This window comes from Pectobacterium nicotianae, assembly GCF_023272715.1.
GTDB lineage: Bacteria > Pseudomonadota > Gammaproteobacteria > Enterobacterales > Enterobacteriaceae > Pectobacterium > Pectobacterium brasiliense.
In genome coordinates, this window is record NZ_CP096821.1 from 3,741,986 (window position 1) to 3,762,156 (window position 20,171).

19 protein-coding genes are annotated in these 20,171 nt (G+C 51.3%); 5 read left to right on the forward strand and 14 right to left on the reverse strand.

Annotated features, from left to right (window positions below; genetic code table 11):
• Positions 1–26: 26 nt before the first annotated feature.
• The 8 genes from rseP to rpsB all read right to left on the reverse strand — a co-directional run bounded on the left by rseP (position 27) and on the right by rpsB (position 7,958).
• Positions 27–1,382, reverse strand: a complete 1,356-nt coding sequence (rseP, locus tag MYB54_RS16690; protein WP_010284833.1) for a sigma E protease regulator RseP — start codon at positions 1,380–1,382, stop codon at positions 27–29.
• Positions 1,383–1,403: 21 nt separating this feature from the next.
• A complete protein-coding gene (gene cdsA / locus MYB54_RS16695; RefSeq protein WP_014914450.1) occupies positions 1,404–2,261 on the reverse strand; it encodes a phosphatidate cytidylyltransferase in 858 nt (285 codons plus the stop codon).
• Between the two features lie 9 nt (positions 2,262–2,270).
• Positions 2,271–3,032: a (2E,6E)-farnesyl-diphosphate-specific ditrans,polycis-undecaprenyl-diphosphate synthase gene (gene ispU, locus MYB54_RS16700; protein ID WP_010284825.1), complete on the reverse strand. Its 762-nt coding sequence runs from the start codon at positions 3,030–3,032 to the stop codon at positions 2,271–2,273.
• Between the two features lie 198 nt (positions 3,033–3,230).
• On the reverse strand, positions 3,231–4,427 hold the full coding sequence (gene ispC / locus MYB54_RS16705) for a 1-deoxy-D-xylulose-5-phosphate reductoisomerase (RefSeq protein WP_010284823.1): 1,197 nt from the start codon (positions 4,425–4,427) through the stop codon (positions 3,231–3,233).
• Positions 4,428–4,671: 244 nt separating this feature from the next.
• Complete coding sequence (gene frr, locus MYB54_RS16710) at positions 4,672–5,229, reverse strand: ribosome recycling factor (protein ID WP_010284822.1); 558 nt, start codon at positions 5,227–5,229, stop codon at positions 4,672–4,674.
• Between the two features lie 136 nt (positions 5,230–5,365).
• Complete coding sequence (pyrH, locus tag MYB54_RS16715) at positions 5,366–6,091, reverse strand: UMP kinase (RefSeq protein WP_010284821.1); 726 nt, start codon at positions 6,089–6,091, stop codon at positions 5,366–5,368.
• Between the two features lie 155 nt (positions 6,092–6,246).
• Entirely contained in the window at positions 6,247–7,098 is an 852-nt protein-coding gene (gene tsf, locus MYB54_RS16720) for a translation elongation factor Ts (RefSeq protein ID WP_010296401.1), read from the reverse strand.
• Positions 7,099–7,232: 134 nt separating this feature from the next.
• Entirely contained in the window at positions 7,233–7,958 is a 726-nt protein-coding gene (rpsB, locus tag MYB54_RS16725) for a 30S ribosomal protein S2 (RefSeq protein ID WP_010284816.1), read from the reverse strand.
• A 344-nt stretch (positions 7,959–8,302) separates the two neighbouring features.
• On the opposite strand from rpsB, the gene map reads away from it, so the two are divergent.
• From map to MYB54_RS16745, 4 genes are all read left to right on the forward strand, one after another.
• Complete coding sequence (gene map, locus MYB54_RS16730; protein WP_014914446.1) at positions 8,303–9,097, forward strand: type I methionyl aminopeptidase; 795 nt, start codon at positions 8,303–8,305, stop codon at positions 9,095–9,097.
• 112 nt (positions 9,098–9,209) lie between these two features.
• Positions 9,210–11,924: a bifunctional uridylyltransferase/uridylyl-removing protein GlnD gene (gene glnD / locus MYB54_RS16735; RefSeq protein ID WP_039502955.1), complete on the forward strand. Its 2,715-nt coding sequence runs from the start codon at positions 9,210–9,212 to the stop codon at positions 11,922–11,924.
• A 28-nt stretch (positions 11,925–11,952) separates the two neighbouring features.
• The gene (gene dapD / locus MYB54_RS16740; protein ID WP_039276072.1) at positions 11,953–12,780 is read left to right on the forward strand and encodes a 2,3,4,5-tetrahydropyridine-2,6-dicarboxylate N-succinyltransferase; all 828 of its coding nucleotides are present in this window, start codon (positions 11,953–11,955) and stop codon (positions 12,778–12,780) included.
• Positions 12,781–13,058: 278 nt separating this feature from the next.
• A complete protein-coding gene (locus MYB54_RS16745; protein WP_010296391.1) occupies positions 13,059–13,448 on the forward strand; it encodes a DUF3461 family protein in 390 nt (129 codons plus the stop codon).
• A 72-nt stretch (positions 13,449–13,520) separates the two neighbouring features.
• On the opposite strand, the gene MYB54_RS16750 is transcribed toward MYB54_RS16745, so the two are convergent.
• The 6 genes from MYB54_RS16750 to syd form a co-directional block, all read right to left on the reverse strand.
• Entirely contained in the window at positions 13,521–13,976 is a 456-nt protein-coding gene (locus MYB54_RS16750; protein ID WP_248721077.1) for a flavodoxin, read from the reverse strand.
• Positions 13,977–14,043: 67 nt separating this feature from the next.
• Entirely contained in the window at positions 14,044–14,829 is a 786-nt protein-coding gene (gene truC, locus MYB54_RS16755) for a tRNA pseudouridine(65) synthase TruC (protein WP_010284807.1), read from the reverse strand.
• Positions 14,822–15,172: a YqcC family protein gene (locus MYB54_RS16760; RefSeq protein ID WP_014914442.1), complete on the reverse strand. Its 351-nt coding sequence runs from the start codon at positions 15,170–15,172 to the stop codon at positions 14,822–14,824. Before MYB54_RS16760 ends, truC begins: the two co-directional genes overlap by 8 nt.
• Positions 15,173–15,263: 91 nt before the next feature.
• Positions 15,264–15,710: a MarR family winged helix-turn-helix transcriptional regulator gene (locus MYB54_RS16765; protein WP_039284039.1), complete on the reverse strand. Its 447-nt coding sequence runs from the start codon at positions 15,708–15,710 to the stop codon at positions 15,264–15,266.
• 294 nt (positions 15,711–16,004) lie between these two features.
• Complete coding sequence (locus tag MYB54_RS16770) at positions 16,005–17,681, reverse strand: amidohydrolase (protein ID WP_248721078.1); 1,677 nt, start codon at positions 17,679–17,681, stop codon at positions 16,005–16,007.
• Between the two features lie 904 nt (positions 17,682–18,585).
• A complete protein-coding gene (gene syd / locus MYB54_RS16775; RefSeq protein WP_039467062.1) occupies positions 18,586–19,134 on the reverse strand; it encodes a SecY-interacting protein in 549 nt (182 codons plus the stop codon).
• Positions 19,135–19,204: 70 nt separating this feature from the next.
• Between syd and queF the strand changes: the two genes are divergently transcribed.
• Positions 19,205–20,053, forward strand: a complete 849-nt coding sequence (gene queF / locus MYB54_RS16780) for an NADPH-dependent 7-cyano-7-deazaguanine reductase QueF (protein ID WP_040043720.1) — start codon at positions 19,205–19,207, stop codon at positions 20,051–20,053.
• The last annotated feature ends 118 nt before the right edge of the window (positions 20,054–20,171 follow it).

A 20,171-nucleotide genomic window follows, 5' to 3' on the forward strand; every position in this document is an offset into this window, starting at 1 on the left:
GCGTTTTTCCTAACCTAATCCCGCGCCTAGAGACGAGAGAAATCATTGAAAAGTGCGAGTCCCATTAACAACATCAGCAACACTGTACCAATGCGATAGCTAACGTCCTGCACACGCTCAGAAACCGGCCTGCCCTTCAACTTTTCAACCGCAAGAAAGAGCAGGTGTCCACCATCCAATACCGGCAGAGGGAACAGATTGATGATCCCCAAATTGACGCTGATTAAGGCCAAAAACATCAGGTAATAAATCAATCCATAATCTGCTGACATTCCTGCGCCCTGAGCAATCGAAATGGGACCACTCAGGTTGTTCAGCTTAACATCCCCCATAACCAGTTTCCCTAACATACTGACGGTCAATTTCATCAGTTGCCAGGTTTTATCTGTTGCCTGGTAGATCGCACTGAACGGCCCATACTGGCGCACAGTCCTGTATTCTTCAGGCAGCGGCGTCACACTTGGCATAACGCCTGCCAGCCCTTCAACTCTGCCACTTCCCACAGATTTGCTGTCTGGCGTTAACGTCAACGGGACTGTTGAGCCGTTGCGCTCCACCTCCAGAGCAATAGATTGTCCGGGGTTGTCACGCACGGCGATAACAAAATCACGCCATTGCGCTAGCGCCTGCCCGTCGACTTTAACGATCCTATCTCCGACTTGCAAACCTGCTTTTTCCGCCGCCGACCCAGCCTGCACCTGATGCAGTACCGGCTCAATTTGCGGCCCACGCGGAATAATCCCGAGCGAAGCGGCAGGATCTTGCTTATCAGGCTCAAACTGCCACTCGCGTAAATCCAGCGTTTTCTGAACGACACGATCAGAGCCTAAAGGTGCGGTTCCGATCACAACATCGCTATCGCCGATTTTACCGATCAGGGCCAGACGCGCAGTATCCCAATCAGGCGTTTCGATACCGTCAACGGACTTTAGTTCCGTTCCCGCCGACATTTCCGCCTGCGCCGCAATGGAGTTGGGCAGTATTTCACCCACTACCGGACGCACGCCCGGTACGCCGAGAATAAACACCAGCCAGTACGCCACAATGGCAAACAGGAAATTGGCAATCGGACCCGCGCTAACGATAGCCGCACGCTGCCAGACCGTTTTGCTATTAAATGATTGGTGACGAAATTCTGGCGCAACGGTGTCGACGCGCTCATCCAGCATCTTCACGTAGCCGCCAAGCGGGATCAGCGCAATCACAAATTCTGTACCGGTACGATCGCGACGACGCCATAGCGCACGTCCGAAACCGACGGAGAAGCGTTCGACCTTCACACCACAGCGGCGCGCTACCCAGAAATGTCCAAATTCATGGACAGTGACCAGCACACCCAGTGCGATGATAAACGCGGCAAGATTCCAGAGAAAACTCAGCATAAATAGCTCTACCGCTTTATTCTAAGCCACTTTAAACAGCAGCAGCATCAGGCAAGAGAACACAGGAACCGCAGCAGTCAGGCTGTCGATACGATCGAGCACACCACCGTGCCCCGGAATCAAATGGCTACTGTCTTTGATGCCCGCCTCGCGTTTGAACATACTTTCCGTCAAATCACCCAACACCGAGGCCAGCGCAGCGGCGATAGAACACATCAACAACGTCGATGGCGCTACCGTTAATGGCGCATACAGGCTAAACAGCACGGAGATGAGCGCTGAGGTTGCCAGACCACCGAGAAAGCCTTCCCAGGTTTTGCCCGGCGAAACTTTTGGCGCGAGCTTACGCTTACCAAACAGTTTACCGAACATGTAGGCACCGCTGTCCGCGCCCCACACCAGCAGCATGACGTACAGCAGCCACCAGGCACCAGCAAATGGGTTAATCGCGTAATTGTAATGACGAAGCGCGACCATGCCCCAGAAAAACGGCACGATCGTCATGATACCGAACACCAACCGCAATGTACGCGAATGACGCCAGAATGAGGCGGAAGCCGGATAGAACAGCACCAACAGCAGCGCGACACCCCACCACACCAGTGATGACCAGAGCGCGATACTGATTTGCGGAATATGGACGGAATAATGGTAGGCCGGGAGTGATAACAGCATCAGCGCCAGCAAGAAACCACACAGGATCGCGAGCCACAGGCGTTGACCATAAGAGGCAAACCCTGCCAACTGACCCCATTCCCATGCCGCCAGCATACAGACAGCCAGCGTAACAAGCGTGAATCCCAGAGGAGGCAGCAAGAAAAGTGCTGCAATAACAATCGGGATCAAAATAAAAGCAGTAATCAGGCGATACTTCAGCAAAAGTTCCCCCTAGGATGCATCAGCATCGATAGGTGTTGTTCCCCCGAAGCGGCGCTCGCGTTGTGCAAAAGCATTCAGCGCACCTTCAAAGACTTGTTCATCGAAATCAGGCCAGAGGACATCAGTAAAGTAAAGTTCAGCATAAGCAATTTGCCACAGAAGAAAATTACTGATGCGGTGTTCTCCACCGGTTCTGATCACCAAATCAACCGGAGCCAGATCATGCAGACAGATGTACTGACATAATGACGCTTCATTAATGCTATCAGGGCGTAGAATGCCTTCCTGCACCTGCTCTGCAAGTTGCCGTACTCCCTGAATAATATCCCAACGGCCGCCATAATTCGCGGCAATATTCAGTGTGAGCCCCTGATTCTTTTCCGTCAGTGCTTCTGAACGGCGGATTCGCTCTTGTAAACGCGGACTGAAGCGGCCGATATCGCCAATGACCCGCAAGCGAACATTGTGCTTGTGCAGGCTTTTCACTTCGCTATCCAGCGCTCTAACAAACAGTTCCATGAGTGCGGAAACTTCCTGCGCCGGACGGTTCCAGTTTTCACTGCTAAATGCGTAAAGTGTCAGTGCGTCCAGCCCTTGGCTCACTGCAAAACTGACCGAACGCCGCACAGCCTTTACACCAGCCTGATGGCCAAAAATCCGCATTTTCCCCCGGCTTTTTGCCCAGCGACCATTGCCATCCATGATAATGGCAACATGCCGCGGCCCGGCGGATGGCAGATCGTTAGTATTTTTTTGATTATCGGACGGCATAACGCGTACTTATTTCCTCAAGCAAGAAATACAACAGTCCTTCCGTAACATCAGACCCCGTTAGCGCAAAAAAAGCCGTGAACGATCACGGCTTAGCTTCACGGTCGATTAAACAACTTTCGCATAATCAACCATTGAGTGGCGCAGACTATACCACCTCCACCGCACATGAACAAATTGTGCCACGGCGCTATCCCGCTATCGCGCGTAATGTGTCAGGGCCTGTGTTGCGACCTGTCTGGCCCAGCGGTCGATAAACAGAACATCATCAACGCTACTGGGTTCTGGTAATGTAAGTTGTTCAATAACATGGCGATTTACCGCGGCAATATCCGTAAAACGGATCTGCGACTGCAAAAATGCCGCTACCGCAATTTCATTTGCGGCGTTTAATGCCGTGGTGGCCGACTGACCATGATTACAAGCATCAATAGCGAGCTGTAAACAAGGATAGCGTGCATAGTCCGGTGCCAAAAATGTCAGCGCGCCAATCTGGCAAAAATCTAACGCTTTTGCACCTGATGCCACACGTTCAGGATAAGCCATTGCATGGGCAATCGGCGTACGCATATCGGGCGATCCCAACTGCGCCAGAACGCTGCCATCACGGTAACGCACCATCGAGTGAATCACGGACTGCGGATGAATAATGACTTCCATCTGTTCGGCAGAAGCATTAAACAGCCAGCGCGCTTCGATATACTCCAGCCCTTTGTTCATCATCGTGGCAGAATCAACCGAAATTTTTCGCCCCATTGACCAGTTTGGATGCGCACACGCCTGATCGGGCGTCATGTCTGCCAGTGCCGACACCGGAGTTTCACGAAACGGCCCACCGGAACCGGTCAGAACAATACGTTCGACCCCATGCTGCGACAATGAAGCGTAGCCTAATTGTCGCTGAATTTGCTCAGGTAAACTCTGAAAAATCGCATTATGTTCGCTATCAATCGGTAAAAGCTGTGCGCCACTTTGCGCCACGGCGTCCATAAAGAGACGTCCGCAGGTAACCAGTGATTCTTTGTTCGCCAACAACACCTGTTTTCCGGCATGAATTGCCGCTAGTGTTGGTAATAACCCCGCCGCACCCACAATCGCGGCCATGACCTGATCGACCCCCTCTAATGCAGCAAGGTCACACGCGGCCTGCTCGCCAGCCAGCACCTCCGTTTTGCAACCATATTCCGCCAACTGCTGGCGCAGGGCAGTTGCTGAGGCTTCATCAGCCATTGAGGCATAGGCGGGTTGGAAAGTGAGGCACTGCTCCAGCATCAACTTGACGTTGTACCCGGCGGATAACGCGCGTACGGCAAATTTATCGGGATTGGCTTTAATGACGGCCAGCGAACTGACGCCAATAGAGCCAGTGGAACCAAGAATTGTCAGTTGCTTCATTAAAAATGCTCTGAATAACCGGATTTGATGACAGGAAGGTACACGAGTCTGAGACGATTACCATGATATATCTCTGCTATCGATCACAGTCACGATAGCCGCAGGCACATACACAGCAAAAAATTGTTTACTACCCAGAGGGGCTAGCCTTCACCCATTCCTTGTATAACCATAAAATAAAGCGCCGCCGGAAAAAAGAGGGCAAGCCCACAGATTCCCTGCGACGCACTATTCAACAGGCTGATTAGAACTCCATCAGCTCCGCTTCTTTCTCTGCCAGAGCAACGTCAACTTTCTTAATAAAGTTGTCAGTCAGCTTCTGCACGTCGTCCTGAGCGCGACGTTCTTCGTCTTCACTGATCGCTTTGTCTTTCAACAGTGCTTTAAACTTGTCGTTAGCATCACGGCGCACGTTACGTACGGAGATACGACCCTGCTCTGCTTCGCCACGAACCACTTTGATCAGGTCTTTACGGCGCTCTTCCGTCAGCGGTGGCAACGGAACACGGATTACGGTACCAGCAGAAGACGGGTTCAGGCCGAGGTCGGAAGCCATGATCGCTTTCTCAACTGCCGGGCCAAGCGAACGATCGAATACCGAAATCGCCAGCGTACGGGAGTCTTCTACCACGATGTTAGCAAGTTGGCGCAGTGGCGTTGCGCTGCCATAGTATTCAACCTGAATGCCATCAAGAATACTCGGTGATGCACGGCCGGTGCGGATTCTGTTGATCTGGTTTTTAAACGCTTCAACACATTTGTCCATGCGCGTTTCAGCATCTTTTCTGATTTCATTAGTCACGTTGTGAACCCTTGAAAACTGGTTGCCTGGCAGGCCATGTCAGTACATGACCCGGTGAATAATTAATGCCAGCGCGCGGCTGGCGTATGGCGCAATACTGGGGAGTATAGTACCCCATAATTGGCGTGAGCCGTTATTACTGACTAATCAACGTCCCTTCTTTTTCACCCATGACAACGCGACGCAGTGCGCCAGGCTTGTTCATGTTGAAAACACGGATTGGTAAATTATGGTCGCGTGCCAGCGTGAACGCCGCAAGATCCATGACTTTCAGCTCACGTTCTAACACGTCTTGATAGGTTAGCGTTTCGTACATCGTCGCTGAAGGATCTTTCACTGGATCGGCAGAATAGACGCCATCGACTTTTGTCGCTTTCAATACGACATCCGCTTCAATCTCAATGCCGCGCAGACAAGCCGCAGAATCCGTGGTGAAGAAAGGATTGCCTGTTCCGGCGGAGAAGATCACTACGCGGTTATTACGCAGCAGGCTAATCGCCTCTGCCCAGCTGTAGTTATCACAGACGCCATTCAGCGGAATAGCAGACATCAGGCGAGCGTTCACATAGGCACGGTGCAACGCATCACGCATTGCCAGACCATTCATGACGGTCGCCAGCATTCCCATGTGGTCGCCCACAACGCGGTTCATACCCGCTTTAGCCAGACCCGCGCCACGAAACAGGTTACCACCGCCGATAACCACACCGACCTGAATGCCTAACTCAACCAGTTCTTTCACTTCCTGAGCCATGCGATCCAGAATGCTCGCATCGATACCAAAACCTTCAGTTCCCTGTAAAGCTTCGCCACTGAGCTTCAGCAGGATTCGTTGATAGACGGGTTTTGCATTGGTTGCCATGGTGTTCTTATCCTACAGGCTGTCGTCGTATTGGGGGATTGTAAAAATCAAAACTGTTCCACTCGGCTCCTATCTGAATGCAGGAAACCAAGCAAACGAAAACTCTTTGGGCTGGATAAAAAGGAACCGCCAACTGGCGGCTCTTTTTTTTGCTATTAAGACTGCTTACTCATTGCTGCAACTTCAGCAGCAAAGTCAGTCTCAACTTTCTCAATACCTTCACCCACTTCGAAACGGATGAAGTTAGTCACGTCAGCGTTGTGCTCTTTCAGCAGTTGACCAACAGACTTAGCTGGATCCATAACGAAAGGCTGACCCGTCAGAGAAACTTCACCGGTGAATTTCTTCATACGGCCTTCAACCATTTTCTCTGCGATTTCTTTCGGCTTGCCAGACTGCATCGCGATTTCTAACTGAACCTGGTACTCTTTTTCTACCACTTCAGCAGACACGTCTTCTGGCTTAACGAATTCTGGTTTGCTTGCTGCAACGTGCATAGCCAGGTGTTTAACCAGCTCTTCGTCAGCGCCTTTAGCGGCAACCAGAACACCGATGCGCGCACCGTGTTGGTAGTTACCCAGAACTTCGCCTTCCAGAGCGGAAACGCGACGAATGTTGATGTTCTCACCAATTTTCGCAACCAGAGCAACACGCTCTTCTTCGAACTGTGCTTTCAACACGTCAACGTCAGTGATTTTGCCTGCAACCGCAGCGTCCAGCACTTTGTCAGCAAATGCCTGGAAACCACCGTCTTTAGCAACGAAGTCGGTCTGGCAGTTAACTTCCAGGATCACAGCGTAGTTACCGTCGATCTTAGTCTTGATCACGCCATCAGCAGCAACGTTACCTGCTTTCTTAGCTGCTTTAATTGCGCCAGATTTACGCATGTTTTCGATTGCCAGCTCGATGTCGCCGTTAGCTTCAACCAGCGCTTTCTTACATTCCATCATGCCCGCAGCGGTACGCTCACGCAGCTCTTTTACCAGGGATGCGGTAATTTCAGCCATTCTAAAATCCTCGGAAGATTTGTTCTGCCTGGTCGTCACGACCAAACAGCTTTAAAAGTGAAAAAGGGGCCATAAAAAGGCCCCTAACCAAACTAGTACTACCTGGTTAATAAGGGCTCAACGAGCCAGACTTATTATTCAGCTTCTACTAAGCCTTCTTCTGCCTGCACAGCCAGATCTTGAGAACGGCCTTCGCGGACAGCAGTAGCAACAGCGCTCAGGTACAGGCTAACTGCACGGATTGCGTCATCGTTACCAGGGATGATGTAGTCAACGCCATCTGGATCGGAGTTGGTATCAACCACTGCGAATACCGGAATACCCAGGTTGTTAGCTTCTTTGATTGCGATGTGCTCGTGATCGGCGTCGATAACGAACAGCGCGTCTGGCAGACCGCCCATATCTTTGATACCGCCCAGGCTGTTTTCCAGCTTGTCCAGTTCACGAGTGCGCATCAGCGCCTCTTTTTTGGTCAGCTTGTCGAACGTGCCGTCTTGAGATTGGGTTTCCAGATCTTTCAAACGTTTGATGGACTGACGAACGGTTTTCCAGTTAGTCAGCATACCGCCCAACCAACGATGGTTCACGAAGAACTGATCGCAGTTGTTGGCTGCATCTTTTACCGCTTCGCTTGCTGCGCGCTTAGTACCAACGAACAGAATTTTGCCTTTGCGAGAAGCAATTTTGCTCAGCTCAGCCAGAGCGTCGTTGAACATTGGTACAGTTTTTTCAAGGTTGATGATGTGAACTTTGTTACGTGCACCGAAGATGAATGGCTTCATTTTCGGGTTCCAGTAACGGGTCTGGTGACCAAAGTGTACGCCAGCCTTGAGCATATCGCGCATGGAAACAGTTGCCATGATTACCTCTATTAATTAAGTATGGGGTTATGCCTCCACATGTCCCATTGCGCCGACCCCATCCGGTGAAACACCTCAGGAGCACCCCGGCGAACGTGCCGACATGTGTGTGTTATTTACACAAAGTGAGTTTAGTCGATGTGGTTGAATACCGTGTAACCGATATCCAGCCGGATCATCGGCGCGCTTTATACCATAAATCCCCCAGCGACACCAACATTTGTTATTCAATCGTCCACAAATCAGAATGATAGTTTGGCAAGCCAACGGCATGGCTGGTAACATAAGTTATTAGTTATCGCTCTTAATTTTTGTGCTTAATAAGCACCTGCGGACAATCATCAATGGCAATTTCAATTAAAACTCCTGAAGACATCGAAAAAATGCGCGTAGCTGGCCGTCTGGCTGCCGAAGTCCTGGAAATCATCGAACCCCACGTGGTACCGGGCGTGAGCACTGCCGAATTAGACAGAATCTGTCACGATCACATCACCAACAAGCAGCAGGCCATTTCTGCTTGTCTGGGCTACCACGGCTTCCCGAAATCCGTCTGCATCTCCATCAACGAAGTGGTGTGCCACGGCATTCCTAGCGAAGAACGCATTTTGAAAGACGGCGATATCGTCAACATCGACGTCACCGTGATCAAAGACGATTTCCACGGCGATACGTCAAAAATGTTTATCGTCGGCAAACCCACCATTCTGGGTGAGCGCCTCTGCCGCATCACGCAGGAAAGCCTCTATCTGGCACTGAAAATGGTTAAGCCGGGCATTCGCCTGCGCACGCTGGGCAAAGCGATCCAGCAATTTGCGGAAGGGAATAACTTCTCCGTAGTGCGTGAGTATTGCGGTCACGGCATCGGCAAGGGCTTCCACGAAGAGCCACAGGTGCTGCACTACGATGCAGACGACGGTGGCGTCGTGCTGCAAGCGGGTATGGCATTCACGATCGAGCCTATGCTCAATGCCGGTGATTACCGTATTCGTACGATGAAAGACGGCTGGACGGTAAAAACCAAAGATCGCAGCTTGTCGGCACAGTACGAGCATACTATTGTGGTAACCGATAACGGCTGCGAAATAATGACGTTGCGAAAGGATGACACCATCCCCAACATCATCACGCATGAACAGTAAACACTAAGCCGGCAGATGCCGGCTTTTTTATGGCGTGCAAAAGTACGCCCCCCTTCGGGCCGCCGCAAGCGACGTTGAAAAACGCGCGCTGCGTTTTTTTATGGGCTGCGCTATGACAGATAACCGCTTTTCGCCAGACAGTACACCACCTGACGCTGCCTCATCAAACAGCCCTATAGACCCCATTGCACCCGCACAGTTGCCCGCTTCACCGCTGACCTACGCGGATGACATGCTAGATTGTCAGACGTTAAAACAGCAGTTGGAACTGTTTCAGCTTTGGCTCGGTTCAGAATTCCGCTCCGGAGTCAGCGCAGAAAAGCTGATTGATGCCAGAACCTTGTTCATCGATCGCCTGTTGCAGCGGCTATGGTATTTCTACGGCTTTGAAAATATCGCGCAAACGTCGCTGGTCGCCGTAGGCGGATATGGCCGCGGTGAACTACACCCACTTTCCGATATCGACGTGCTGGTATTGAGCCAGACAGCGCTGAGTGAAGAACATTCCCAACGCGTCGGCCAATTCATCACCCTACTGTGGGATTTGAAGCTGGAAGTCGGCCATAGCGTCAGAACGCTGGAAGAGTGCTTACAGGAAGGACGCGCAGATATTTCCGTTGCCACCAACCTGATCGAATCCCGCATGATATGCGGCGACGTCGCCCTCTTTCTCTCGCTGCAAAAAAACGTATTCAGTGATGAATTTTGGCCATCAGACACGTTTTTCCCGGCAAAAATCGCCGAACAACAGGAACGCCATCAGCGCTACCACAGCACCAGCTACAATCTGGAGCCCGACATCAAGAGCAGCCCGGGCGGGCTACGCGACATTCACACGCTGCTGTGGGTCGCGAGACGTCACTTCGGCGCAACCTCGCTCAATGAAATGGTCGGTTTCGGCTTTCTAACCGAGGCGGAACGTAAAGAGCTGAACGAGTGCCAAAGCTTTTTGTGGCGCATCCGCTTCGCCCTGCATCTGATCCTGCCGCGTTACGACAATCGGCTGCTGTTCGACAGGCAGTTGAACGTCGCACAGCTGCTGCAATATCAGGGTGAAGGCAACACGCCAGTCGAGCGCATGATGAAGGATTTCTACCGTATGACGCGTCGCGTCAGCGAGTTGAACCAGATGCTGTTGCAGCTCTTTGACGAAGCAATTTTGGCGCTGGACGCGAGTGAAAAGCCCCGCCCGATTGACGATGAATTTCAGCTACGCGGCAATCTGCTGGACCTGCGCGATGAAAACCTGTTTATCAAAAAGCCGGAAGCCATCATGCGCATGTTCTACCTGATGGTACGCAACCGTGACATCAGCGGCATTTACTCCACCACGCTGCGCCAACTGCGCCATGCTCGTCGCCATCTCGCCAGCCCGCTTTGCACCATCCCAGAAGCGCGCCAGCTGTTCATGAATATTCTGCGCCACCCGCATGCAGTAAGCCGTGCGCTACTGCCAATGCATCGCCACAGCGTGCTGTGGGCATATATGCCGCTGTGGGGGAACATCGTCGGTCAGATGCAGTTCGATCTGTTTCACGCCTATACGGTAGATGAGCACACGATCCGCGTTCTGCTCAAGCTGGAAAGCTTCGCCGACGAGGATACGCGACCACAGCATCCGCTGTGCGTCGAGCTCTACCCTCGCCTGCCGCAGCCCGAATTATTGCTGCTGGCCGCGCTGTTCCACGATATCGCGAAAGGTCGCGGGGGCGATCACTCGGAACTGGGTGCACAGGATGTGCTGGAGTTTGCCGCGCTGCACGGGCTGAATTCGCGTGAAGCTCAGCTGGTTTCCTGGCTGGTGCGCTGCCACCTGCTGATGTCCGTCACCGCACAGCGTCGTGATATTCAGGATCCCACCGTCATTCAGCAATTTGCTACGGAAGTGCAGAGCGAAACCCGTCTGCGCTATCTGGTTAGCCTGACGGTTGCCGATATCTGCGCCACCAATGAAACGCTGTGGAACAGCTGGAAACAGAGCCTGTTGCGTGAACTCTATTTCGCGACGGAAAAACAACTGCGCCGCGGCATGCAAAATACGCCAGATTTACGCGAACGCGTCCGGCATCACCGCTTGCAGGCACTGGCGCTGCTGCGTATGGACAATATTGATGAAGAAGCGCTGCACCACATCTGGAGCCGCTGCCGAGCCGATTATTTCCTGCGCCATTCGCCAAATCAGCTTGCCTGGCACGCGCGCCACTTGCTGGAGCATGATGTCAACAAACCGCTGGTGCTGATCAGCCATCAGGCCAGCCGTGGCGGTACAGAGATCTTTATCTGGAGCCCGGACAGACCTTATCTTTTCGCGGCGGTCGCCGGTGAACTGGATAGACGCAACCTCAGCGTGCACGATGCGCAGATTTTTACCAGCCGCGACGGCATGGCGATGGATACGTTCATCGTGCTGGAACCGGACGGCAGCCCGCTGGCGCAGGATCGGCATGAAATGATACGCCACGCGCTGGAACAGGCGCTGACACATCGGCACTATCAACACCCGCGCGTGCGCCGACCGTCACCCAAGTTGCGTCATTTCAGCGTGCCAACCGAAGTCAACTTTCTGCCGACACATACGGACAGACGTAGCTACATGGAGCTCAGCGCGCTTGACCAACCGGGGCTGCTGGCACGTATCGGTGAAATTTTTGCCGATCTCAACCTGTCGCTGCACGGTGCGCGCATTTCCACAATCGGCGAGCGGGTAGAGGATCTTTTCATTCTGGCCGACAGCGACAGGCGGGCATTAAAGCCGGATTTACGCCTTAAATTGCAAGAACGGTTGACAGAAGCCCTTAACCCAAACGATAAAGTACCATTGAGTTAATTTTTACAATCAGGAAAGAGAAATCAGGATGCACCAACAATTACAGAACATCATTGAGACGGCTTTCGAGCGTCGCGCTGAAATCACTCCGGCAAACGCAGACACCGTCACGCGTGAAGCCGTCAATCAGGCTATCAGTCTGCTGGATAGCGGCGCCCTGCGCGTTGCAGAGAAAATCGACGGCCAGTGGGTTACCCATCAGTGGCTGAAGAAAGCCGTGCTGCTCTCTTTCCGTATTAACGATAACCAGGTAATGGAAGGCGCGGAAACTCGTTATTACGACAAAGTGCCGATGAAATTTGCAAACTATGATGAAGCTCGTTTCCAGCGTGAAGGGTTCCGCGTAGTGCCTCCCGCCAGCGTGCGTCAAGGTGCGTTTATTGCACGTAATACCGTACTGATGCCGTCTTACGTCAACATCGGTGCTTACGTTGATGAAGGCACCATGGTGGATACGTGGGCAACTGTCGGTTCTTGTGCTCAGATCGGTAAAAACGTTCACCTGTCCGGCGGCGTCGGCATCGGCGGCGTTCTGGAGCCACTGCAGGCTAACCCGACCATCATCGAAGACAACTGCTTCATCGGCGCGCGTTCTGAAGTGGTAGAAGGCGTGATCGTAGAAGAAGGTTCCGTCATCTCCATGGGCGTGTTCATCGGCCAAAGCACCCGTATTTACGATCGTGAAACTGGCGAAATCCACTATGGCCGCGTACCAGCTGGCTCCGTTGTGGTTTCCGGCAACCTCCCGTCCAAAGATGGCAGCTACAGCCTGTACTGTGCCGTCATTGTGAAGAAAGTGGATGCGAAAACCCGCGGAAAAGTGGGTATCAATGAGTTATTACGCACCATCGACTAAACTAGAAGCGGCGGGTTAATCACCCGCCGTTTTTTTATGTACGAACGATAAGTTATTTATATGTTCCCTAAATACTTCGGTATGGCGGGTATACCCTAAATAATTCGAGTTGCAGGAAGGCGGCAAGAGAAGGAGTCCCGATGAGCTTACTCAAGTAAGTGATTCGGGTGACTGAACGCAGCCAACGCACATGCAGCTTGAAGTATGACGAGTATAAACAGCGTAGGTTCTCGCTGGCATGATAATCAGGACTATCTAAAAACCGAGAAGGTGACGCTATGTATGACAATCTAAAAAGCCTGGGCATTACCAATCCCGATGATATCGATCGCTATAGCCTGCGTCAGGAAGCGAACAACGACATCCTGAAGATCTATTTCCGTAAAGATAAGGGCGAGTTTTTCGCTAAAAGCGTGAAGTTCAAGTATCCGCGCCAGCGCAAGACCGTCGTGGCAGATAACTCTGGACAGGGCTACAAAGAGATCAACGAGATCAGCCCAAATCTGCGCTATGTGATTGATGAATTAGACAAGATCTGCCAGCAGGAACAGGTTGAAGTCGATCTGAAACGCAAAATCCTTGACGATCTGCGTCATCTGGAAAGCGTCGTTTCCAACAAAATTACCGAAATCGAAGCGGATTTAGAGAAGCTGACCAAGAATCGCTAAGGCGATGATCTCAACAGGCCGCAAACGAAAACGGGAGCACATCAGGCTCCCGTTTGTCATTTCAGCACGGCATCATTGCGCGTCAACTAAATCCGCCCATGCTTCAACCCACGGGCATGACATCACTTCTGGTTCTGGATGATCGACAGCATCAATTTCCAAAACATCACCCAGGCGCTTAGCACCGATTTCCTGCAATAACGCATCGAACAGATGGCCACCCGCGCAGAAATTCGGGTAACTGCTGTCACCCAGCGCAATCACGCCATAGCGCAGCGCGGGCTGGTAACCGCCTTTTTCACGCAGTGCGGCGTAAAGCGGAACAATAGAATCAGGCAACTGGCCCTGTCCCGTCGTCGACGTGACAACTAAAACCGTCTGCTCGCGGTAGTCCAGCCAGGATTCCAGCGTCGCATCTTCAAAGACCTTAACTTCGTGTCCACGATCTCTGAGAATATTTTCGGCTTCTTCGGCCACCAGCAATGCATTCCCGTAGACCGTACCAACAAAAATACCAATCTGCGCCATGCTTCTGACTCCCTTTTTAATTCGATATATGTAATACAAAAATAAGACGGTGGTAATAAGACCGCTATTACTCGACGAAATGCTCGCTATCCTGACCTGAGTCGGCGGGAAACTCAACCCCTTCAAACTCAGGGAGAATCCCCTGCCAGCCAAACTGAGTCATCACCCCCTGCCACGGCGCATCCCAACGCGCCTGCAACGTCAATGGCTGCCCGCTCACCGGATGATTCAGCTGTAACTCGCTGGCATGCAGCATGAGCCTGCCGCAGGAGAAGTGCGATTCCATACCGCGATTGTGTCGCAAGTCGCCGTGCGCGGTATCACCGATAATCGGATGGTGGATATGTGACATATGGCGGCGGAGTTGGTGTTTGCGCCCGGTCTGTGGTTTCAGCTCCATCAGACTGTAGCGTGCCGTTGGGTAACGGCCGATGGCAACCGGCATCTCGACCTGCGCCAGGGAACGGTAATGCGTAACAGCAGGCTGCGGTGCCTTATCAGGATTGGTAAACTTGTCGGCGATCTTGTCCAGCTCTTCGGTGAGCGCATAATCGATCACACCATCATCCAGCACATAGCCCCGCACAACGGCATGATACATTTTCTGCATCTGATGCGATTCAAACTGCTGGGATAACGCACGTGCGACCTCGCTGGACAGCGCAAGCAGCAACACACCGGATGTCGGCCTGTCGAGACGATGAACGGTATACACGTGCTGGCCGATCTGATCGCGCACGGTCTGCATCACCACGACTTTTTCTTTGCGATCCAGCCAACTACGATGGACTAACCAGCCGCTGGGTTTATTGACGGCAACCAGATGCTCATCCTGATAAATAATCTCAAGCATCGTGCGCTGCGCCATCCTGTGCATCCGGGCGGAACAGCTCATCAAGCAGCCCGATACGCAACAGAACCGCCGCCGTCTCTTCTGGCGACCCTTCCAGCGCTTCTTCGAAATAAGGCAGTAAAACCAGCTCAGCGGGCAGTGCTAGCTCGCTGTCCAATAAGGCATGCATGCGCGGCAAAAAGACCCACTGCAACCACTCTTCGGGTTTCATGGTATCGAGGCTGAAAGGCTCCGTGCTGTTAAACGCCGCCTCTTCCGGCGGAACAACCTGCCAGAAAGGGCTTTCCCTCAATGCACGTTCAATATCGAATAATGACTGACGAACCTGGTTCTCTCTACTCATGCGGTTTCTCGCCCTTGACGCCAACAGTAATGGCGGCAAAGCATAGCACTGATATCAGCCTGACCCAATCGCCAGTGAAAAGACAACTCTGCTACTCACTCACCCCAGGTACATTCTCCATCTCTTGCTCAAACAGCGTGCAAAATCCCTCTAAATTGGAGAAAAGTTGCTGCGTTCGTTCCTGACCCAGCGCCCCAAAAGCGCGCTCACTTAATATCTGCGATTGCGTCAAAATCGGTTGAGTGCGCTTTTTCCCCAGCTCAGTCAGCGTCAGGATCTTTTCCCGCTTATCATGTTCGCTTTCGGTGATATCAATCAGCCCTTGTTCTTTGAATAACTTGCAGATGCTAAACACGGTTTGTTTAGGCAGGCTCCATCGCTCACAAATATATTTTTGCGTGCATTTTCCATCTGGGGATACCGCCAAAGAGTGCAGCACCGCAAAGGCGTTTTGATTAAAGCCTAACTTCTTCATCCATTGCTGAAACAAGTTATCAAGGTGATTGAGTTGTCTGCCTAACTCATCTAATCGATGCATATGAAATATCCTACAAATGGGCTAAGCGCTTAAAATCGCCAGGATAATAAAATCCACTCACTGCATTATCTACCCAACATATTTCGGGTGACAGAGGCATTGATAGAATTACCCGTCCCATCCATAGGCTTTGCGCTATTGGGAACGACAACCACTCGACTCAGCGTTGTCACTTCCCCAGTCACTGATGCTTGCCAGCTTCCGGGGAAGTCATTCGGCGACGGCCTTCCATGCCGCCGCACTATAGTGGATACAAATTGTATTGGATACGAACGGTATTGGGTACGATGTACGTTAGTACACTTTTTCCCCTTTGAAATAGGTTGCCAACACCTTGGTATCTTTCATTTTTTCCAGCCCCACGCTGCCAATATCGGTATCCACGATAATAAAGTCGGCATTCTTTCCTTCCTCAAGACTGCCGGTTATCTCGCTAATACCAAGCTGTTTCGCGCCATTAATCGTGTAAGCCCGCAAGCTTTGATCTAACGTCATTGCCGCCTCGGTTGGAGGAAGGTAGCCAGCATTTGGCTGACCGCGTTTGATGGCGTGATACATTTGACTGAACGGGTTCACTGCATCAAAGGTATTCGCAGGATAGTCAGAGCCGAACGTTACCGCGACGCCCTCGCGTGCCGCTTGTCCGAGCAGATATTGATGATTGTAGGCATCCTGACCAATTTTGGTTTTGGTCTCATCTTTTTCATTGACCACCGTCCAGTTTGGCGTCGTTTGCAGGAATAAATTGTCCTTCATCGCAGCAAACTTCTGCACGCCCTGCGGTTCAAATACCTGATTGTGGGCAATCACGCGGGCCAACTGCGGATTGATTTTTTTGTTAGCCTCAAAGGCGTCTAAAATCGACTGCTGGGCTTTATCACCTATCGCGTGTACATGCACAGAGAAGCCCGCTTTCAACGCCGCAGCGACATTGTCGTTAATCTGCTGCTGGCTTAAAAATGGCTCGACGACGTTACCGTTGGGATAAGGCTGGTACATCGCTCCTGAATCCATTTCAATCGTGCCATCCATAAATAATTTATACAGATTCATCGACAAATTACCCTGATGATATTTTTCACGCAGGGCTTTAAGGCTGGCAATATTTTGTTCAGTCGATTTGGCCGCATCATAAAAATAACCGCGCTGATAATATACCTTCAACTTCCCCTGATCGTTTAAGCGGGCAATGGCAGCCACTGTCGTGCTAAACGTATCGCCGACGTCGGTAATCGCCGTAAAACCCAGCGAGTGGTAGGTCTTTAAAATCGGTTGGAGTTTCTCGGCAACGTTTTCTACCGCGTTAAATTGCTGTGCATCGACAACATTGTGCATCGCACTTTCGTGCATAAAACCGGTAGGGTTGCCTTTGGTATCGCGCTCAAAATAATGCTTACCCGGAATAGGATCGGGCGTGTTCGCATCGACGTGGGCGACCTTCAACGCAGCGCTATTCGCCCACCCGGCGTGCATACCGCTGTCATAGACCACGATCGGAACGCTCTCAGACACCGTGTCTAAATCAGCGGCAGTCGGCAACGCCCCTGGCGGCAACCCCAGCGAGGCAACATTAAATCCTTGCGCCAGCAAATAGTTAGCTTTCGGGTGTGCGGACAAATACGCTTTTAATTGGCTAAGAATCTGCGGCAGGGCTGCTGCGCCGTCAACATACACAAAATCACCCGCTTCCATCACGGCGACTGTTGCAGGGTGAGCGTGACTTTCAATAAAGCCAGGCAGTAGCGTTTTTCCTTCTAAATCCACCAGCTCGGTAGCCGTTGCTTTGAATGGCTTTGCCCCATCATTTCCACCGACGTAGACAATTTTGCCCTGATCCACCACCAGAACGGACGCCGTTGGCTGCCGATCGTTAACGGTATAAATCCGTGCATTTTCATAGACGGTGTGTGCGAAAGCGTGGCTGGTAAACAGGCCCAGTGTGACTGACAGCATTTTTACATTGAGTTTCATCACTGCGTTTCCTTTGCTAAATAGTCCGATAAATTACTAAAACCGTAATTTAGTAAATTTTCAGACTAACTGCAAATTCTGAACGCTGATTCAACGTCAATATTCAGCGATGACTTAGGTATCACGTTTTGCGCATTGCTGATTCGCTAGCGCGACATCCCTGCATTCGGGGGAAAGGGGTTTGTAGTACAGGAAAAAATAGTACAGGCAAAAAATTGGGGGTACTGATTGCTCAGTACCCCCGGTTCGTTTTATAGCTATCCCGCTACACATTTGCATCCCTGCTCATCCGTGAAAACTTTTCCTTTTTGGTCGTCCTAACCCACAATCCTTGCTGGCGTCCCACTTTCGTCCTGACGTTTCCATCCTGTATCTTCCGTGATTCAATCCCTTTAGGCTCCTGCCCCACCGATATTCCTAATCGGCTCTCGGTCTCCTTCCTGGAGGTGTCCCTGATTTCATCCTGAAACCATGTTTCTTCCTGAAAACCGTTCTTCTTCCTGAAAACAACGCTTCTTCCTGAAGCGACTGTTTCTTCCTAAAACAGTGTTTATCCTTAAAACAGCGTTTCTTCCTAAAACAATGCCTCTTCCTGAAACAATGTTTCTTCCTGAAAATAACCCGAGTGCAGTAACGTTATTTTGTTACTTATAGTAACGGTTACACACACTGTAACCGGTTACTAACTTAAGTAATAAGATGTATTAATTGTCAGCTTTCAGCAAGGGGTAATTGACAGTGTTTCTCAACACCCCTTAAGTGACCTTGCGGATTTTTCTTATAATCATCTAATTAATAATGAAAAAATAAAAATGAAACATATTTTCAACATTAAAGATAAGACATTTCTTACAGAGAATGTAAGAGATCTCTCACAAAGCAGAAAGTGAAATTCGATTAACCATTAGACCGCTAATGGATTAAGGCCAGAAAGAAACACCGCTAGCGTTGGCGCTAAGGTCTGACGCTTTTTGGTGCCGAATTCTTCCAGGATGATTTCCCCGGAAACATTACACAGCGACACCATTGTCAGCTCTGAATCGGTCGTTGCTAAAAACAGCGTCGGTGTGAGCTTAAGGCGCTTCTGCGTTAATAAATGGCCAATCAAATTCTCCTGCATCCGGGTGAAATCCTCTTCGCTCCATACCTGCAACAGCTGGCACGATAGCGAATCAAACTGCGCCGTCATATCCCCGGCATACTGCGCGGTGTAAAAAGCATGGACATCAGGATGCAGGCTGATTTCCAGCGCACGTTCCACACCATCCAATGCGGCTGAAGGCACAAAAGGCTGTGGCAACCAGTAAACCGTATCGTCATGATTTTCGACAATACACGGGGAAGGTATACCGTAAAGTGCTTCACTGGCGGGCAGATGCCCCTTTTCCTGCTGCCAGCAGGCAACATAGCGCTGGGTGAACGCCGTCAGCGCTGAAACAACCTCATGCTCCATAATTTTTCTCATCACTCTTTTAGTCAGGTTACACTATTCGCCATCACGCTTATCACATCAAGGTAACAGCATGTCCGTCTATGACAAGCATCAAGCCCTGAGCGGGCTGACACTGGGCAAACCCACTCCCTATCATGACCGCTATGATGCCGCACTTCTGCAACCCGTGCCACGTAGCCTGAACCGCGATCCACTCGGCATTTATCCTGACAGCCTGCCTTTTCATGGCGCGGATATCTGGACGCTCTATGAGCTTTCCTGGCTGAACAATCGCGGCGTGCCTCAGGTAGCCGTTGGTGAAATGCATCTCAATGCGGAAAGCCTGAATCTGATTGAATCAAAAAGTTTTAAGCTGTATCTGAACAGCTTTAATCAGACGGCATTCGACAGTTGGGAAAGCGTACGCGCAACGTTAGCCAAGGATCTGGCGCATTGCGCACAGGGGGATGTCAGCATCACGCTTTTCAAACTCAGCGAGCTTGAAGGCCAGCCGATAGCGGGATTCACAGGCGAGTGCATCGACGACCAGGACATTCAGATCGACAGCTACGACTTCAACGCCGACTATCTGGCGACCAACGAACAGGACGCACCAGTCGTTGAAGAAACGCTGGTCAGCCACCTGCTGAAATCCAACTGTTTGATCACCCATCAGCCCGACTGGGGCTCAGTACAGATTCACTACTGCGGCAAGCGCATCAACCGTGAAGCACTGCTGCGCTACATTGTCTCATTTCGTCATCATAACGAATTTCACGAACAGTGTGTGGAACGAATTTTTAACGACATCATGCGCTACTACCAGCCGGAAAAACTCAGCGTGTATGCCCGTTATACCCGCCGCGGCGGGCTGGACATCAATCCGTGGCGCAGCAACACACCGTTTAACGCGCCAAATGGCCGCCTGCCGCGCCAGTAACCGACCGATAAATCACAGCTCCGCACGATAAGATACCCTAAATAATTCGAGTTTCAGGCAGGCGGCAAGCGAAGGAATCCCGATGAGCTTACTCAAGTAAGTGATTCGGGTAACTGAA

Bases quoted from the DNA above. Each gene is read 5' to 3' on its own strand.
- ispU (WP_010284825.1), bottom strand. From the start codon at position 3,032: ATGCCGTCCGATAATCAAAAAAATACTAACGATCTGCCATCCGCCGGG.
- pyrH (WP_010284821.1), bottom strand. From the start codon at position 6,091: ATGGCAACCAATGCAAAACCCGTCTATCAACGAATCCTGCTGAAGCTC.
- dapD (WP_039276072.1), top strand. From the start codon at position 11,953: ATGCACCAACAATTACAGAACATCATTGAGACGGCTTTCGAGCGTCGC.
- ispC (WP_010284823.1), bottom strand. From the start codon at position 4,427: ATGAAGCAACTGACAATTCTTGGTTCCACTGGCTCTATTGGCGTCAGT.
- glnD (WP_039502955.1), top strand. From the start codon at position 9,210: ATGACAGATAACCGCTTTTCGCCAGACAGTACACCACCTGACGCTGCC.
- MYB54_RS16770 (WP_248721078.1), bottom strand. From the start codon at position 17,681: ATGAAACTCAATGTAAAAATGCTGTCAGTCACACTGGGCCTGTTTACC.
- tsf (WP_010296401.1), bottom strand. From the start codon at position 7,098: ATGGCTGAAATTACCGCATCCCTGGTAAAAGAGCTGCGTGAGCGTACC.
- MYB54_RS16765 (WP_039284039.1), bottom strand. From the start codon at position 15,710: ATGCATCGATTAGATGAGTTAGGCAGACAACTCAATCACCTTGATAAC.
- MYB54_RS16760 (WP_014914442.1), bottom strand. From the start codon at position 15,172: ATGAGTAGAGAGAACCAGGTTCGTCAGTCATTATTCGATATTGAACGT.
- MYB54_RS16750 (WP_248721077.1), bottom strand. From the start codon at position 13,976: ATGGCGCAGATTGGTATTTTTGTTGGTACGGTCTACGGGAATGCATTG.
- rseP (WP_010284833.1), bottom strand. From the start codon at position 1,382: ATGCTGAGTTTTCTCTGGAATCTTGCCGCGTTTATCATCGCACTGGGT.
- truC (WP_010284807.1), bottom strand. From the start codon at position 14,829: ATGCTTGAGATTATTTATCAGGATGAGCATCTGGTTGCCGTCAATAAA.
- rpsB (WP_010284816.1), bottom strand. From the start codon at position 7,958: ATGGCAACTGTTTCCATGCGCGATATGCTCAAGGCTGGCGTACACTTT.
- syd (WP_039467062.1), bottom strand. From the start codon at position 19,134: ATGGAGCATGAGGTTGTTTCAGCGCTGACGGCGTTCACCCAGCGCTAT.
- map (WP_014914446.1), top strand. From the start codon at position 8,303: ATGGCAATTTCAATTAAAACTCCTGAAGACATCGAAAAAATGCGCGTA.
- queF (WP_040043720.1), top strand. From the start codon at position 19,205: ATGTCCGTCTATGACAAGCATCAAGCCCTGAGCGGGCTGACACTGGGC.
- MYB54_RS16745 (WP_010296391.1), top strand. From the start codon at position 13,059: ATGTATGACAATCTAAAAAGCCTGGGCATTACCAATCCCGATGATATC.